Annotated in this window: 12 protein-coding genes and 3 pseudogenes; 9 read left to right on the forward strand and 6 right to left on the reverse strand. The window is 53.1% G+C overall.

Features of this window, described 5'->3' with window-relative positions:
• The first annotated feature begins 299 nt into the window (after positions 1-299).
• Positions 300-1,007: a maleate cis-trans isomerase family protein gene (locus LIW51_RS16780; RefSeq protein ID WP_227377620.1), complete on the forward strand. Its 708-nt coding sequence runs from the start codon at positions 300-302 to the stop codon at positions 1,005-1,007.
• A gap of 172 nt (positions 1,008-1,179) precedes the next feature.
• Here the strand turns inward: LIW51_RS16780 and LIW51_RS16785 are convergent, their stop codons facing one another.
• Entirely contained in the window at positions 1,180-2,646 is a 1,467-nt protein-coding gene (locus LIW51_RS16785) for a sodium:solute symporter family protein (protein WP_227377621.1), read from the reverse strand.
• A 2-nt stretch (positions 2,647-2,648) separates the two neighbouring features.
• Complete coding sequence (locus LIW51_RS16790; protein ID WP_227377622.1) at positions 2,649-2,798, reverse strand: hypothetical protein; 150 nt, start codon at positions 2,796-2,798, stop codon at positions 2,649-2,651.
• A 340-nt stretch (positions 2,799-3,138) separates the two neighbouring features.
• On the opposite strand from LIW51_RS16790, the gene LIW51_RS16795 reads away from it, so the two are divergent.
• The 3 genes from LIW51_RS16795 to LIW51_RS16805 all read left to right on the forward strand — a co-directional run bounded on the left by LIW51_RS16795 (position 3,139) and on the right by LIW51_RS16805 (position 5,551).
• A complete protein-coding gene (locus tag LIW51_RS16795; RefSeq protein WP_227377623.1) occupies positions 3,139-4,158 on the forward strand; it encodes a dipeptidase in 1,020 nt (339 codons plus the stop codon).
• A gap of 266 nt (positions 4,159-4,424) precedes the next feature.
• Positions 4,425-4,937 carry a thiamine pyrophosphate-binding protein gene (locus tag LIW51_RS16800; RefSeq protein WP_227377624.1) on the forward strand — a complete coding sequence of 171 codons (513 nt, stop codon included), beginning with the start codon at positions 4,425-4,427 and terminating at the stop codon, positions 4,935-4,937.
• 14 nt (positions 4,938-4,951) lie between these two features.
• Positions 4,952-5,551 (forward strand): thiamine pyrophosphate-dependent enzyme, encoded by a 600-nt coding sequence (locus LIW51_RS16805; RefSeq protein ID WP_227377625.1) that lies wholly within the window; start codon positions 4,952-4,954, stop codon positions 5,549-5,551.
• Positions 5,552-6,066: 515 nt separating this feature from the next.
• Here LIW51_RS16805 and LIW51_RS16810 read toward each other — a convergent pair.
• On the reverse strand, positions 6,067-7,350 hold the full coding sequence (locus tag LIW51_RS16810; RefSeq protein WP_227377626.1) for a cytosine deaminase: 1,284 nt from the start codon (positions 7,348-7,350) through the stop codon (positions 6,067-6,069).
• 98 nt (positions 7,351-7,448) lie between these two features.
• Here LIW51_RS16810 and LIW51_RS16815 point away from each other — a divergent pair.
• From LIW51_RS16815 to LIW51_RS16825, 3 genes and pseudogenes are all read left to right on the forward strand, one after another.
• Positions 7,449-8,782 (forward strand): annotated as a pseudogene (locus LIW51_RS16815) (cytosine permease).
• A gap of 20 nt (positions 8,783-8,802) precedes the next feature.
• Positions 8,803-9,282: pseudogene (locus LIW51_RS16820) on the forward strand (ImmA/IrrE family metallo-endopeptidase); the annotation flags it as partial.
• Positions 9,283-9,327: 45 nt separating this feature from the next.
• Entirely contained in the window at positions 9,328-9,570 is a 243-nt protein-coding gene (locus LIW51_RS16825; RefSeq protein ID WP_227377628.1) for a hypothetical protein, read from the forward strand.
• A 580-nt stretch (positions 9,571-10,150) separates the two neighbouring features.
• Here the strand turns inward: LIW51_RS16825 and LIW51_RS16830 are convergent.
• Positions 10,151-10,816 carry an MBL fold metallo-hydrolase gene (locus LIW51_RS16830; RefSeq protein ID WP_227377629.1) on the reverse strand — a complete coding sequence of 222 codons (666 nt, stop codon included), beginning with the start codon at positions 10,814-10,816 and terminating at the stop codon, positions 10,151-10,153.
• Positions 10,817-11,123: 307 nt separating this feature from the next.
• Positions 11,124-11,492 carry a hypothetical protein gene (locus LIW51_RS16835; protein ID WP_227377630.1) on the reverse strand — a complete coding sequence of 123 codons (369 nt, stop codon included), beginning with the start codon at positions 11,490-11,492 and terminating at the stop codon, positions 11,124-11,126.
• A 586-nt stretch (positions 11,493-12,078) separates the two neighbouring features.
• On the opposite strand from LIW51_RS16835, the pseudogene LIW51_RS16840 reads away from it, so the two are divergent.
• Together LIW51_RS16840 and LIW51_RS16845 are read left to right on the forward strand one after the other, a co-directional pair.
• Positions 12,079-12,300, forward strand: a pseudogene (locus tag LIW51_RS16840) (transcription initiation factor IIB 2); the annotation flags it as partial.
• 14 nt (positions 12,301-12,314) lie between these two features.
• Complete coding sequence (locus tag LIW51_RS16845) at positions 12,315-12,599, forward strand: hypothetical protein (protein ID WP_227377631.1); 285 nt, start codon at positions 12,315-12,317, stop codon at positions 12,597-12,599.
• 98 nt (positions 12,600-12,697) lie between these two features.
• Here the strand turns inward: LIW51_RS16845 and LIW51_RS16850 are convergent, their stop codons facing one another.
• The gene (locus tag LIW51_RS16850) at positions 12,698-13,594 is read right to left on the reverse strand and encodes an NAD(P)-dependent oxidoreductase (RefSeq protein WP_227378258.1); all 897 of its coding nucleotides are present in this window, start codon (positions 13,592-13,594) and stop codon (positions 12,698-12,700) included.
• Positions 13,595-14,516 lie beyond the last annotated feature (922 nt).

Raw genomic sequence — 14,516 nt, forward strand, 5'->3', positions numbered from 1 at the left:
TTCGAGTGGTCGGACGTCACCAACTAGGAGGGTGTCTGACGATACGCGTGCATACTCCCGGTCGATCCTGCGCCGGGTCTGAGTAGCACCTCGGGCAAGACGTAACTTGTTTGGACGGAGCGACTGGACGACTACGCTGGCTGCCGTCTCTGCGTCAAGGACGAGAGCCAGAACCTGACGGGGAGAACGATGGATGAGGTGTCGATGACTTTCACGAGAGTCGCGGTGCCCGCGGGACGTCAGATCAACCAGCCAGTGCTATGCTAAAAGTTATCACAGTCGCCGTCGAACGGGTAAGCATGTACGGTTGGCGCAGTCGCCTCGGACTTATTCTTCCGTCGTCGAACACAACGAACGAGCCCGAGTTCTACAACCACCTGCCAGATGGAATGTCGTTGCACACCGCTCGTATGCGTCTCGAGAACGCCAACGCGAAAGCCCTCGAAGACATGGCAAATGAGGTTGAGCGCTGTACGGACTTACTCGCGACCGCAGATGTCGACGCTATTGCCTATGGGTGTACGACCGGAAGTCTTGTGAAAGGAGCGGGGTACGACGAGGAAATCGAGACCCGCATTGAGGACCGTGCGGGCGTTCCTGCGGTGGCGACTGCTGCTTCCATCAAGCGAGCGTTCGACGCGCTAAACCTCCGATCCCTGGCCATCGCGACGCCGTACATCCAAGACCTTAATGAGCGGGAAGAGCGGTTTCTCCAGGAGGCGGGGTACGAGGTAGTCGACCTCCAGGGGCTCGAACTCGAGGCAAACTCTGCCATCGGTGATCGTACCCCCGAAACCACGTACCGTCAGGCACGGATGTTGAACCACGGCGACGCGGATGGGGTATTTATCAGTTGTACCAACTACCGTACTTTCGAGATCGTCGAGCAGTTAGAAACCGATCTGGACAAGCCGGTCGTCACGAGCAATCAGGCGACGCTGTGGGATGCCCTCCAGACCGTGGGAGTTGAACCAGACCTACCACTCGGGCGCCTGTTCGAGTGCTGAAGTCGACGTCCCGATGCTGTCACGGCCGAAGACTGCCCGTAGCCGATCCGATGTGAACAGTCCGTGTCGACGTCAATCTTCCTGCCTCGTGTTTCAGTCATGACGCAGTGACGGGATCAGGCACCCTATCAAAGGGGGTGTATTCAAAAAAAGACGGAATCCATGTAGTGAGTTAGTCGTCGGACGATATTGATGACTTAGCCTCGACGTCCTCGAAGATCGGCGCGAGGTTGCGATCGTCTGTCGGGTTTGTGAGGTAGCTAACGATTACCATTGCGGCGATCGAGAGGGCGACTGCTAGGATGATCTCATGGACTGGAAGCGGGACCTGCCGACCGAAGACGGCGCCAACGAAACCGAAGACGACGGCCGCGAGTGCACCTCCCTTGGTGGCGCGCTTCCAGAATAACCCCGCCGCCACGGCGACGAACAGCGAGCCACCAATCACACCCCAGGCGTACGCGCCGATGACGGCGATTAGCGCGATCTCGCCGGCCAATGCCTGGTAGGTCGAAAACGCGACGATAACGACACCGAAGATACCCGTGAAGATGCGCGACCATTTCAACAACTCTCGCTCATCTGGATCGTCCGCAAAGTACGGCCCGTAGATGTCATTGGCCGTATAGACGCCCACGATGTGCAACAGCGAGTCAGTCGTCGATTGAACCCCCGCGAGAATTGCCATCATTGCGATGGCGCCGAGCACACCACCCACCAACTCAGTAATAATGGCGGGCGCCATCGGGTCGCCGGTTTGTTGGGGAAGGTAGATGGCACCGATGATGCCAATGACTGAGATGAGCAGGTAGAACAGGACGATAGCGAGCGAGTTGACTGCCGGCACTAGCCGTGCCGTCTTGACGTCCTTCGCCGAGATGACGCGCTGGACGTAGTATGGATGGACTGCAATCCCCAGCCCGAACACCAGGAACAGCGCGAACACCGCGAGGTTATCCGGCGTTTGTCCGCCGTAGATGTTCATGAGCTCAGTATTTTGCGTGAGGGTGTTGGCTGGGTCAGTTAGTATCCGCTGGAGAAGGACGCCCGCCATGATGAGCACGCCGACGCCCATCACTGCAGCTTGGATGATGTCCGTCCGAGCGACGGACATCATCCCGCCGAGGATGGTGTAAGCAACAAAGAACAGCCCCACGGTGGCGATACCCACCGTCATCGGGATACCGATGATGCCTTCGACGATATAGCCGATGCCGAACAGCTGAGCGATGAGAGTGATGGCATAGGTAAATACGATAACTGCGGCCGTCAGTGCGCGCAACAGTTGGGAGTCGTACCGTACCTCCATGAGTTCCGACAGCGAGTTCACCCGGATATTCTGCCACTTTTTTGCCGTCAGCGAGAGAAACATCATCCCTCCCATTGCTCCAGTAGTGTACAGCGTCATAAACGCCCACCCGTACTGTGAGGCGTACCCGATGCCGCCGATGACCGTCAGCGCGCTCATGAACGATGCGAACAGCGACCCCCACGCCAACGGCATCGAAAGTGTCTGGTCTGTCGTCGCGAAATCCGAGATTCCATCGACGTTGCGCCAGCCCCAGACGCCGATACCTAGCACAATCAGCAAATACAGGACAAACCAGCCGAGGTACATCCAGCTGATGTTAGTAGCCATGATTACAGGTTAGCCTCCGTGAGGCCGGTAGTCTCGTCTTCTATAATTTCGTCTTCTTCTTGTCTGTTCTTCCAGACGGCCCATGCGATGGTCGCGACCGACCACACCAGCAGGCCGATAACCGTGACGTACACGTCGATTCCTATTGGCATACTATACCACGTGTGATAATGATGAGCACGCTTATGAAAATATTCACTACTATTTTTCTTGTGTACAATTACAGATCCGTCTCATCAACGTATTCTGTCCGTAATTCGGCTGAAGCGACACAAGTGGAGGTTATATGCAATCAGAGGGGAACATTTCAGCGGACACTTTCTGGGGGAGTCACGACGAAACGTTGTAGGGTTCCATTTTGCAGACATATCTAACGGTATCGAACGACGGATGGTAGTGGTTCCTCTGATTCTCGAGTATCTGTGCAGGTTGCGCCACCGAGCGGTTGACTGTCCGAAACGTTTAACGCCCGGACGTGGGTCTGGCTAACATATGCTACCCAACGACCGCTGTACGGACGTTGGCGTGTTCGACGCCCACGCGGACCTCCTCTACACGGTCGTCCGCGAACGCAGTCTCGGGGGCAAACAGATCATCGAGGACCAGTTTCTCCCCGGTATGCGAACGGGGGGAATCGACATGCGCGTCACGCCCATCTACTTGGATGCCGACCAGGCACGTGAGACCGCGACACGGCTTGGGTTGCGCATGGCCGAGGCGTTTCACGCCGAAGTAGAGCAGACCGACGCGCTCGAGAATGCCACTACTGCCCGCGAGGTTCGCGCCGGCGCCGACTCCGACTCGATCACACTCATCTTAGGGATGGAAGGTGCCGAACCCTTGAAAGGTGATATCGCCATTCTCGACGCCTTCTACCGTCTGGGCTTGCGGGTGCTCGGACTTACTCACAGCCGACGCAACATGGCGGGCGACGGTGCGTTCTTCGAACCGACGCGGTCAGGAGACCCCGGCGGTCTCTCAGCGTTCGGCGTCGAAGCGGTTGAACGGTGTGTCGACCATGGAATCGTCGTCGACGTATCGCATCTCAACGAACCGGGGTTCTGGGATGTCGTCGATCACACTGACGGGCCTATTATTGCGTCTCACTCGAACTGTCGAAAGTTACGGGATCATCCACGCAACCTCTGGGACGACCAACTGCAGGCGGTTGCTGACAGCGGCGGTGTTGTGTGCATAAATGCTCTCAAGGCATACCTTCACGGTGACGACCCCGATATCGAAGCATTCGTAGATCACATTGAACACGCTGCTGACGTGGTCGGTGTCGAACACGTCGGAATCGGATTCGATTTCTACGACTACAACCTAGAGTACATGTCACCCGTCGAACGGTCGTACATGATCGACGTCTCTGCTGCAGATGGATTAAGCGAGGATAGTGACGCAGAGAATCTCCCAGGGGCCCTCCTCGATCGAGAATTCGAACCCATCGAGGTTCGAAAACTGCTAAAGGAGAATTTCGTTCGCGTCTTCGAACAGGCTTTGGATTGAAGTCGGCTCTTGTAGGACTGAAACGTCCAATCTCAAATCCTGTATCGACGTTATGATTGCTTTGCACTCTGGAAAACCGTAGTGCTCGATCCCGGCGACAGCCTACTCTGTTCCGGGAAAGATAACGCTCCACGAGAACTTGCTCACCGTCTCTCCAGTTACAACGGCACGTAAAGTCAGTGTCACCTGTTACTCGAGAATTGGTTGCCGGAATCAAAACTCCTAACATGGCGGGAATCTGGCTACCGTGTAATAATCCGTAAATCATGAGTTGGGCTACAGATGCAGCAGACGGACTCGAAGCCGCTGGCATCGGACTCGTTGTCTATCTGCCGGATACAAAACTGATGCCGTTAATCGAAGAAGTACAGACTCGAGACACGTTCGACACCGTGTTAGTTACTCGCGAGGAGGAAGGGATTGGCGTAGCGGCCGGCGCGTGGCTCGGCGGACAACGCGCAGCGATGCTCTGCCAATCAAGCGGGCTCATGAACACGTTTAATGCATTTGCATCGCTCGCCATTCCGGCCCGTATCCCTCTTTTGGGGATGACGATGCGCCGCGGTGACCTTGGCGAGTTTAATATCGCCCAGATTCCGGGCGGCTACGGTCTCCCGAGAATGCTTGAAGAACTTGGCGTCCGTAACCACTGTCTCGACCGCCCAGAGGACGTCCGCGACCGAACGCAGATGGCGGTTGAGACGGCGTTTGCAACATGCACCCCGTATGTAGTACTGCTCGAAACAACCGTCACCGGCTACAAAAAAGAGAACCAGTAACGCACACCGAATCAATGACAGAGAAATCCTCACCGGCACCGGCTCGCGAGTCGGTTGCTGACCAAGTCACTTGCACAGAAATTGTCCTCGAAATCACCCCTGACGCTGCGATTGTCTCGAATCTCGGCGTCGCCTCCTATGTGCTTGCGGGAGTAGAAGATCGTGCGCGGAACTTCTACCAGTGGGGGGCCATGGGCGTCACCACTCCTGTTGGGCTTGGACTCGCGTTGAGTACCGATGAGCCGGTCACTGTGCTTGACGGCGACGGATCAATGCTCATGTCGCTCGGCTCACTTTCGACTGTTGGGTCCTACAACCCGGAAAACATGGTCATCGTGCTGTTCAACAATCGACAGTATGGCACGACAGGTGGCCAAGAAAATCACTCTAACACCACCAATTTCGTTGGCGTGGCTGAAAATTGTGGGGTTACCGCCATCCACGTGACGGACAATGACGAGTTCCGTGACGAGTATCACAAGGCTGTTGATGCCGATGAAACGGTGATGATCGTGTGTGAGGTTGCACCGCTGGATCCAGATACCCGCCCGCCGTTTGACTTCGCGCATGTCAAACGCCGAGTCCGAGATGCGATGACGGCTGGAAACAAGTGACGCCACACCGGCCCTCAAGCACTCGGATACCTGCGAGAGATCAGGACACAATCACTGCTAAAGTAAAGGCGACAACGCTACTCGTTGGCATCGGTGGCTATATCGGGATAACTCGGAATCCCCTTGTCGGAGTCGGCTTCGCCCTCGTCGGCGTATGGAGCCTCTATCGATCGTACGAAAGACGCCACAAACTCGTGTCCACGTGCAGACTCAACCAAAGCCAGTGACTGTGTATCCGGAGTATCCAACGAAATGCCTCGAGACTCTCGCCGACCAGATAGATCTAAACCAGCTCGAAACGACTTGATCACAAGGTATGTTAGCGTTTTTCGATTTTGGAATTGGAATATCCGGGGAGAATCGAATCGTCTCGACGATCAGGTGGAAAACTCATCGGTGGTCATGACCGAATAGCCACTAATGGTATCACCACTCTCGTCTTTTAGGGTTACTCGGAGTTCGGTCAATTTTGTCGTCGATCGGGACGATGTAGTGATGCATCCGAAGAGAAGACCCTATCGATGGAAATCAACGTTTTTTCTATTATCACCCCGATATAAAGTCGTCTCGGCGGGATTCGCCTGAGCTATTAGCCGACCGTCTTTGAGAACGAGTCTTCGGGGTGCACGCGTACGAAGTGCATTGAACTGGTCTGGACTGTCGAAGACGACAAGCGAACCCTTTGTTCCCTCGGCAAGGCTATAGTTAGTCACACCGAACACCTCGGCGTTCGCCACTGTGAGCATCTCCCAGAGCGCTGCGACATCGTCACGTCCGCTCATATGGGCGTAGTGAAGTAAGATGAACGCTGCGTCAAGTTGGTCACCGACACCGTAGTGATACCACGGATCCATAACGGAGTCGTGACCGATGCCGACGGTTACGCCCGCGTCCCGGAGTTGGTCAATTCGGGTGTGACCGCGTCGTCGTGGGTAGCCATCATATCGACCTTGGAGGACGGCGTTGTCCGGTGGGTTTGTGACAACAGATACACCGCTCTCTACAAGAAGGTTAATTAGTTTGTTCGCGTAGGCATTCGAGTAGGAATGCATCGCCGTCGCATGGCTAGCTGTTGTTTGACTCCCCATGTCTCGTTTGAGTGCTTCGCTTGCCAGCACTTCTGTGAATCGTGACTGTGGGTCGTCGGTCTCGTCGATGTGGAGATCGAGCAGTAGATCGTGACGCTCAGCGATGTCGACTGCGGTCTGCACATCTTTGACACCGTCCTCGCGGGTATGCTCGTTATGGGGAATCCCTCCGACCACGTCGACTCCCATCTTAACTGCTTCGTGGAGCAGATCAAGATGATCCTCGTCTGTGAAGAGGCCGTCCTGCGGGAAAGCAACGACCTGGAGGTCGACGAGGTCAATCACTTCTTCGCGGAGTTCTATCAATGCTTCGACACCGGTAAGCGTCTGTTCAGTAGTGTCGACGTGTGTTCGAACGCGCGTGGTTCCATGGGCAGTGAACCACTCAACTGTGCGTGTCGCTCGTTCTTTCAGATCCTCCTTCTCGAGGTTGGTCTTTCTATCGGCCCATATTTCGATCCCTTCTGCGAGCGTTCCCGATTGATTCCATCGAGGGTCGCCGGCAGTCCCTGTGGCATCGAGGTGGATATGTGGTTCGATAAGCGGTGGCGTCACAAGTCGCCCCTCAGCATCGTATCGCTGGTCGTCGTCGAATGCCTCCGCGTCACCCTCACCAACGTCGACTATGCGATCAATGTTACTGTCTCGTATTTCGATGTCGACGCGCTCTCCTTCGAGCGTCCTCCCGTCTGTCACGACAAAATCGTTCATGCCATAGAAGCACTGCCAATCTCTAAAATTGTACCGACTTTCCCCATTTATCGAAGGATTTACCAGTAAAGAGCAATCATCGATTGTTATTCATATACATGGCAACTGAAGGGGATCAAAGTCGGTTTAACAAATTCCTAGTCGGCGAAGAGGATCTTCCCGACCCGGATTGGCCGGTGGATCATGTACCGAAAGACGAACGGAAGGGATTAGTCAGTATCTCAGCCGTCCTACTCGGGTTCGTATTCTTCGCCGGCACACTGTGGGCCGGCGCAGACGTCGGAGCCTCGCTCGGTTTCACACAGACAATGACTGCGATGAGTGTTGGTTACACCATCCTTGGCATCTACGTTGCCACACTCTGTGCCATTGCCGCACGAGCAGGGCTGACTACGGTGTTACTATCGCGGTACACGTTTGGCCGTCTCGGTGCGAAGTGGGCGGATCTTCTTCTCGGTGGAACCCAGATTGGGTGGTTCGGCGTGACGATTCCAATGGTTGCAGTTCCTACCGCGAAATATTTCGGCGTGAACACGTCGATGTGGGTCAGTGCACTCATTGTCCTCTGGGGCGTGCTGCATCTCGCGACGGCCTACCTCGGTTACGATGGCATGGAGAAGCTATCGTTGATAGCAGTGCCGACACTGGTGGTGATCGGCCTCCTCTCGATACTTATTGCTGTCGGTGATGTAGGGGGTGTTGGAGGCTTGGTCATACGTTTATCAGCGGGGGGACACAAGCACCCAATTGGGCTCGATTCGCTGCAAATAAGCGAGTCGGCTTCTGGGCTGGCCTCATCGCCTTCCTCATTGGCAACGGCTTCTTGTTCATAAGCGGCGCCATCGGTGGTTCGGTGTATAGTGTGACCCCACAGGGTGATCTCTACGAAGTGTTAGTTGCACAGGAACTCGCAGCGGTCGGTCTCATCGCACTCATCTTGAATATCTGGACAACCAATGACAACGCCGCCTACGCCTTTGGCGTCGCCGGCAGCGAAGCGTTCGAATTCAACCGCAAGCGTCCGTTTGTCCTTGTCGGGGGTACAATCGGTATCGTTCTCGCATTGGCTGGCGTCGCGAATCTGCTGATTCCGTGGCTCTCAACCCTTGGTCAGTACATCCCTCCGCTAGGAGGAGTTCTCATCGCTGATTTCCTGTTAGTGTGGCGTCTGGACGTGCCTCGTATGGAGGAGATTGAGTTCGTGGGGATTCGCTGGACTGCGGTCGGTGCGTACGTCTTTGGATGCGTCGTCGCGACTTTTACCGCAGGGTCAGTGATTCCTGGCGTTGCAGTATCAAAATTCTTACCGGGAATCACATCACTGAACGGTATCATCGCCGCAATGGTTGCCCATGCTATCAGCTACTACGCGCTCGAACGGACAGGCGTGCTTAATGGCCACCACGTTCCTGACGGGGCCAGACGAGTGTGAATTACCCTAGCGTATACACTTCCGAAGCAATCAGGGATGCCGAAAACCTCGTGTCCACTCTCTATGACGCAGCTGCTGACCTCGGTGTGATGGTTCGTATCGTCGACGATGACGACTGGGTACATGGCGAGTCGATGGGTGTCTGCAAACATCGCAATCTCTACGATCTCCAGCCAGTCGTCGAGGCGAAAGTCCCTGCGAACCAAGCTGATCTCGCCGTGACGCTCATTCACGAATACGCCCACGCACTGCTTCACTTCGATGTTGACGACGAGTGTGAGCGGTCGAAACGCGAAGTCGAGGCGGAAGCCGTTGCGTACATCGTCGGTCGATACGTCGGTTTGGATACGAGTGGCTCAGCGTTCTACCTCTCGACGTGGCAAGAGGATGATACAAATACAATTCAGGATCAGCTAGACCGAATCAGCCAGACCGCCGAAGAGATCATCAAAGTAGTCGATGAGTGTGAGCCACGCGGCAGACAGAAGACGGCTCTTTAAACGTCTCTGGCACAAATCAACAGCCACCGACGAGCGTGTATGCCCATGAGGAGGAATGAACCGCGGTCGCTACCCGGTTGTGTCGAAGATGCCTATGATATTCTGGCGTCGCAGACCACCGATCGCCAAGCAGAGTTCTCTCACGAGCGGGCACAGGAACTGCTGCTCGCGAATGAAGCGTTCCCGGACGAACCAGCCGACGCGAAGTATGCAATCGAACATCTCCTCAACTACGGCTGGCTCTACGAGGTCGAAAACAAGCTCCGCATCACCGATCCGGAGCACTGACTGACAACTCTCCGCTCCACGCTTAATACGGAATCGGTGCGATGGTAGTATATATGGATATTTAGACATGGTTGGCGAGGAGAGTCAGATAGCCAGGATGAGATTCGTATTCGCCAGCTACTGAGCCTCCTGCTCGAAGGCATACTCGGCTATCTATGGATTTTGCACAAGGAAGAGGTGCAACCATGACAACGTTAATGAATGACTGACGACTTGAGACGAATAGGATTTTGTACTTGCCAAGAATGCTTTGCCAGTATCAATTACGATAGCTCCATTAAAGCCGCTGAAGCGTCCTTTTCGGAGAAACGTTTTTACATATGGGAGAGTGGATGCAACCATGGTTGAGAAAATCACTGAAACGGCGCGACTAAAATGCCTTCGGTGTGGTGCAGAGGCGCCAGCGGGTGATGCATGGGATGAGGTACCTCATCCACCAGTCGGGACGCTTACACAATGTCTTGAGTGCGGCAGCACTAATATACATACTCAAAATTAAAAGAAGAAGGTGGGATGCGACAGCTAACACATGTCAAGTATTTTAAAATTAGTGAGACTAATCATTTTTAATCAAGTTAAATTAAAATACTTCGACTTGGATCCCATCTTCTTCTAATTCGGTAGCAAATGCATCGACGTCAGTTTCGATCGGCTCAAACGTATCATAGTGAACCGGAAGAACCACTTTCGGATCGACGCTCCGAACGAATTCCGCCGCCTCATGGCGATCCATCGTGAAGTGACCACCGATAGGTGGGATAAACACATCAACAGAAATGGATTCATGGTGGGGGAGAAAGTCCGTATCAGACGGGAAGAAAACGATCGTGTCTTCAATCGTTAGTATAAGGCCAATCACTTCGCCCTCGGCGTGGAATAGATTTCCATCGTCGTCAACGTGCTCGCCTTCAGGATCATTGTACGCAGGCACAGTTTGTACAGTAACACCGTCGACGGTTACCTCGCCTTTATGCGGAAGGTCAATTACATCGAGTACAAGGTCACTCGTATCGATTGCTTCATACGCAGCTACAGTAACACCAGGCCCAGCGACTGCTTCGATGGCGTCAGTATCGTAGTGGTCGAAGTCGTCGTGCGTGACGAATACAATGTCGCCGTCACCAGGTTCGGTATCGAGTACATCACTCCACGGGTCAATATAGATGACAGTGCCGTCATCAGTTTCGATGCGAACGCTCGCGTGGCCAAGTCGTTCGAATGCCAGCCCATTGTGAGTGACGGACATGGTTATACGTGACTACAGACTCTTCGTGCATAAATCTCGGTATATATCGGATCGCTAGATGATAAGACAGACCGCTAGCGCAGTAGAGAGTCGTTCTAAAGAACACGAGGATGAGGAAAACTCAGCTGCGGATGAAGTGTGTTTGACCGCGCCACAAGTCAACTACACATTGACATCCAGCAGACGCTGCGTGGATTGGATGTGTCTTTAAACCGTAAAGACACTGTATTCAGACTGAAATCCCATACCGGAATTTCTGCGTCTTCAGGCGTGAGAGATGGTCAATCCGTTCAACAGTAAAATAGATTTACTGTTCCTCGAGTGCGTCAGCAATGCGCTTGAGGGCGCGAGTCTGATCGCGCAGTTCGTCACGAAGCTGACGGACTTCTTGAACGAGTTCTTCGCCACCAACCTCCTGACCGGAGGTACCGCCAGGAGGGCCGCCACCCATCATTCCACCCATCATCTGTGCCATTGGGTTGCCGCCGCCCATACCAGGGCCACCACCACCCCCGAAGGGGCTTTCAGATCGTTCACCTTCCCTCTCATCCTCTTCACCACGGTTCTCGCGCATTTCCTCGACGCGCTCACGGAATGACTGTTCTTCGGATTCGTCGTGATCATCCGTAGAGTCTTGCTTACGCTCAGTGCTGTTGTCGGTATCTTCGTCAACCATGCTTCTGTTTCCCGGTCCCCCGTCCTAAAAGCCTAACGACTGCTGATGTTCAGCTGTTTTGATAATGATATGTATTTATATAATTTTTGTTATTTATTTAAATCGCCATAAAGAGTGGCATCAACGGAGAGGAACGACCGAGAGTAATCTGTATCTGGTTATTCGATAGTTACAGAGGAAAATCTTCAGCTGTCCTGAGTCGCTCCACGAGACAACCGTTCATCGAGACGGGGGGGAGAACTTGATTTAATAGCCTTATCGATCGCGATATCTCGTGCTGGCAACAATTTCTGAGATATCTGCGCCATTTGAGGCTGAGAATCTGATTCTAAACATTTGATAATTGAATGGTTGCTAATATATTCGATCCACAAAGATCTTGCTAGTTATGCCCGCACAGTATCGCCTCGTCAGGAACTATACTTCGTTTCCTGATACAACTCACCACGACATCAACAAGTGAGTTACCTGACCCATGTACAAAACCCACAGTTGCGAACGGGCGGACGCTACCGAACGCGCTGATACGTCAGCGGATGAAAGTGACGAGTCAATCTGTCTAGAATGCAAGGCTAATATCGTCTATGACTCCGCACGTGTTACAAGAAATCTCCTCAAGACCGCAATGGAACAGGGCATGCATAGCGGGAAGAGTCCAGTAGGACTCGCAGCGTCCGCAATCTATGCTGCGTCACACCTCACGAATGAATCAGTAACCCAACAGTGCGTCAGCGAGGTGGCACAGGTGAGCAAAGTTACCATTCGGGATCACTACCAAGAACTTCTAGATGTGCAGGCCGACGTCTAATTAACGTATAGGTTATGACAATAATACAGAAGATGCCAATGAATAATAGACAAACTATCGAAACGATGGACATTATTGGGACTGCAATCCTTGAAACGCTCAAAGTGTGTGGTTCATTCCACGTTATGGATATCGCTGCAGAAATCGATGAACATCCTATCCAAATCGAACGAATGTGTGACCGTCTCCAGGAACAGAGACTCATCAGTATGCGTGGTGGTGGCGTCTACACACTAACCGAACGCGGAGAACGCGGAGAACGCGCTGAGAAGGATCATTTCTTCGATACGCGAGCTTAGTGAATCACTGGCTGCTTTACCATGTCATCACTCTCGAACAGGTGATCTATAGTCATTGAGAAAGCAACGAACTCCGTCACGTAACGGAAGAGAGCGTCTTAGTCGACACGTGCTTCTTCGCCGGCGAGATCCTCGATGACCTGCATCACACCAGAATTGTCGTCACGACCGCGGTTAGTCGTTTCCATCGTTTTGTAGAGTTCGTGTGCGATCGCCGTTTGCGGTAGTGGTGCACCGAAAGCTTCACCCGCATTAGTTGCAATCCGAAGATCTTTGTACTGATACGAAGCGAAAAAGCCAGGTTCAAAGTTCCCATTAATCATTCGCGACGCACGGTTGTCAAGTGTCCAACAACCTGCCGCGCCACCACTAATTGCTTCAATGACAGCATCGAGATTTGCCCCCGCTTTTTCCGCAAAAACGAGAGCTTCGCTGACAGCAACCATCTGTGCTGCGACGACGATCTGATTACATGCTTTCGTCGTTTGGCCAGCACCGTTCGAACCACAGTGAGTGATGGTCTCACCCATGACATCGAAAAGATCCATCTGTTCCGAGAATACAATCTCGTCACCACCAACCATAATTGAGAGTGTTCCTTCGATTGCACCCTCTTCGCCACCGCTGATTGGCGCGTCGAGCATGTTTGCGCCCTGATCGGTGATATCCGCCGCGAGTTCCTCAGTGGTTGTCGGTGCAATCGTCGACATATCGATTACCGTCATTCCGTTACTCAGTCCCGCAAGAACCCCATCGTCACTACGAACGACCGTTTCCACCACCGAAGAGTCGGGCAGACAAGTAATCACGACGTCAACTCGTTCGGCAACATCTTGGGGTGAATCAGCCGCTTCACCACCATGTTCGACGAGCTCATTCACTGGTTCCTGTGAGCGGTTGTACCCAACGACATCATATCCCGCATCAATGAGGTTCTTCGCCATTGGGTTGCCCATGATACCGAGTCCGATGAATCCGACTGTCTTCTCAGACATAGTCACTAGCTTATTGCACAGAGTCAAAATTATAGGGGTAGCCGAACTCAAACTGGTTCTCAACTAATCAAAATTATAATATATAAGTAATTTTATAAAAAGGGATCATCGCCAGACAATGGAAGGTTAACACACGAGCATCGAGCTTGGAATTCGCAGCGATACGGCAGTTGAGATGAAATTCACCCAGAATTGGACGGACGTTGCTGACCCTGATCACGTGAAAGATCGGATCAAAGACCGCGTCCATCTAAACAATTTTGGGCAGTGAAAATTGACGAACTCGTCGATTAAGATGTGTTGATCAAACAGGGCTCTGGGGGACTTGTGTTTATAAATCCTGAGTTGAGGATTTTACGCTTGTTGACGAACGCTATGATACACTCAAGAGCTAATGGGAACATTCCCGGGTCAGATACTTTCAGTGCGTTTGTTGCGGATAGAATGTTTGTATCGGTATTTGAGTAAATTCCGTGGTAGGATCTATTACTCAACTTGATTGAGTAATAATAGTGACCAGGGAGAGTGAACCAATGCCCATCGAAACTACCAGCTGGTTCGGAACCAATACAGAACACTCCGGACCGAGCCCACCACCACAGCACACGTTGACAACTTCGTATTCAATCGAGCCAGACTGCCCGCCGACGCTGGGTGTTGTTGAGGCTGTCGTTGACGTCACTGCACCAGTCGGTGGCCAGACTTCGCTCTACTTGTACGAGCATGTCAACCCAGACGCGTTCTAAGAGATTATCGCAGCTAGTTCAGAGAAGAAGAGTGACGTTAAGGTTCGATTCACGATCGAGGAATATCTCGTCGTCGTCCGCAGTACCAAGACCATCCTCATCTATGAACCACTGGAAGCCCGACGGTAGCTAGTACGTCCAGCTTCGAATCGTTGCTCTAGTTGTCGAGAGTCAAA

Origin of the sequence: Haladaptatus halobius (assembly GCF_020618475.1) — an archaeon.
GTDB classification, from domain to species: domain Archaea; phylum Halobacteriota; class Halobacteria; order Halobacteriales; family Haladaptataceae; genus Haladaptatus; species Haladaptatus halobius.

What these genes read in the sequence shown, in the direction of transcription:
- LIW51_RS16780 (WP_227377620.1), top strand. Translation starts at nt 300, where the DNA reads ATGTACGGTTGGCGCAGTCGCCTCGGACTTATTCTTCCGTCGTCGAAC.
- LIW51_RS16785 (WP_227377621.1), bottom strand. Translation starts at nt 2,646, where the DNA reads ATGGCTACTAACATCAGCTGGATGTACCTCGGCTGGTTTGTCCTGTAT.
- LIW51_RS16790 (WP_227377622.1), bottom strand. Translation starts at nt 2,798, where the DNA reads ATGCCAATAGGAATCGACGTGTACGTCACGGTTATCGGCCTGCTGGTG.
- LIW51_RS16795 (WP_227377623.1), top strand. Translation starts at nt 3,139, where the DNA reads ATGCTACCCAACGACCGCTGTACGGACGTTGGCGTGTTCGACGCCCAC.
- LIW51_RS16800 (WP_227377624.1), top strand. Translation starts at nt 4,425, where the DNA reads ATGAGTTGGGCTACAGATGCAGCAGACGGACTCGAAGCCGCTGGCATC.
- LIW51_RS16805 (WP_227377625.1), top strand. Translation starts at nt 4,952, where the DNA reads ATGACAGAGAAATCCTCACCGGCACCGGCTCGCGAGTCGGTTGCTGAC.
- LIW51_RS16810 (WP_227377626.1), bottom strand. Translation starts at nt 7,350, where the DNA reads ATGAACGATTTTGTCGTGACAGACGGGAGGACGCTCGAAGGAGAGCGC.
- LIW51_RS16825 (WP_227377628.1), top strand. Translation starts at nt 9,328, where the DNA reads ATGAGGAGGAATGAACCGCGGTCGCTACCCGGTTGTGTCGAAGATGCC.
- LIW51_RS16830 (WP_227377629.1), bottom strand. Translation starts at nt 10,816, where the DNA reads ATGTCCGTCACTCACAATGGGCTGGCATTCGAACGACTTGGCCACGCG.
- LIW51_RS16835 (WP_227377630.1), bottom strand. Translation starts at nt 11,492, where the DNA reads ATGGTTGACGAAGATACCGACAACAGCACTGAGCGTAAGCAAGACTCT.
- LIW51_RS16845 (WP_227377631.1), top strand. Translation starts at nt 12,315, where the DNA reads ATGACAATAATACAGAAGATGCCAATGAATAATAGACAAACTATCGAA.
- LIW51_RS16850 (WP_227378258.1), bottom strand. Translation starts at nt 13,594, where the DNA reads ATGTCTGAGAAGACAGTCGGATTCATCGGACTCGGTATCATGGGCAAC.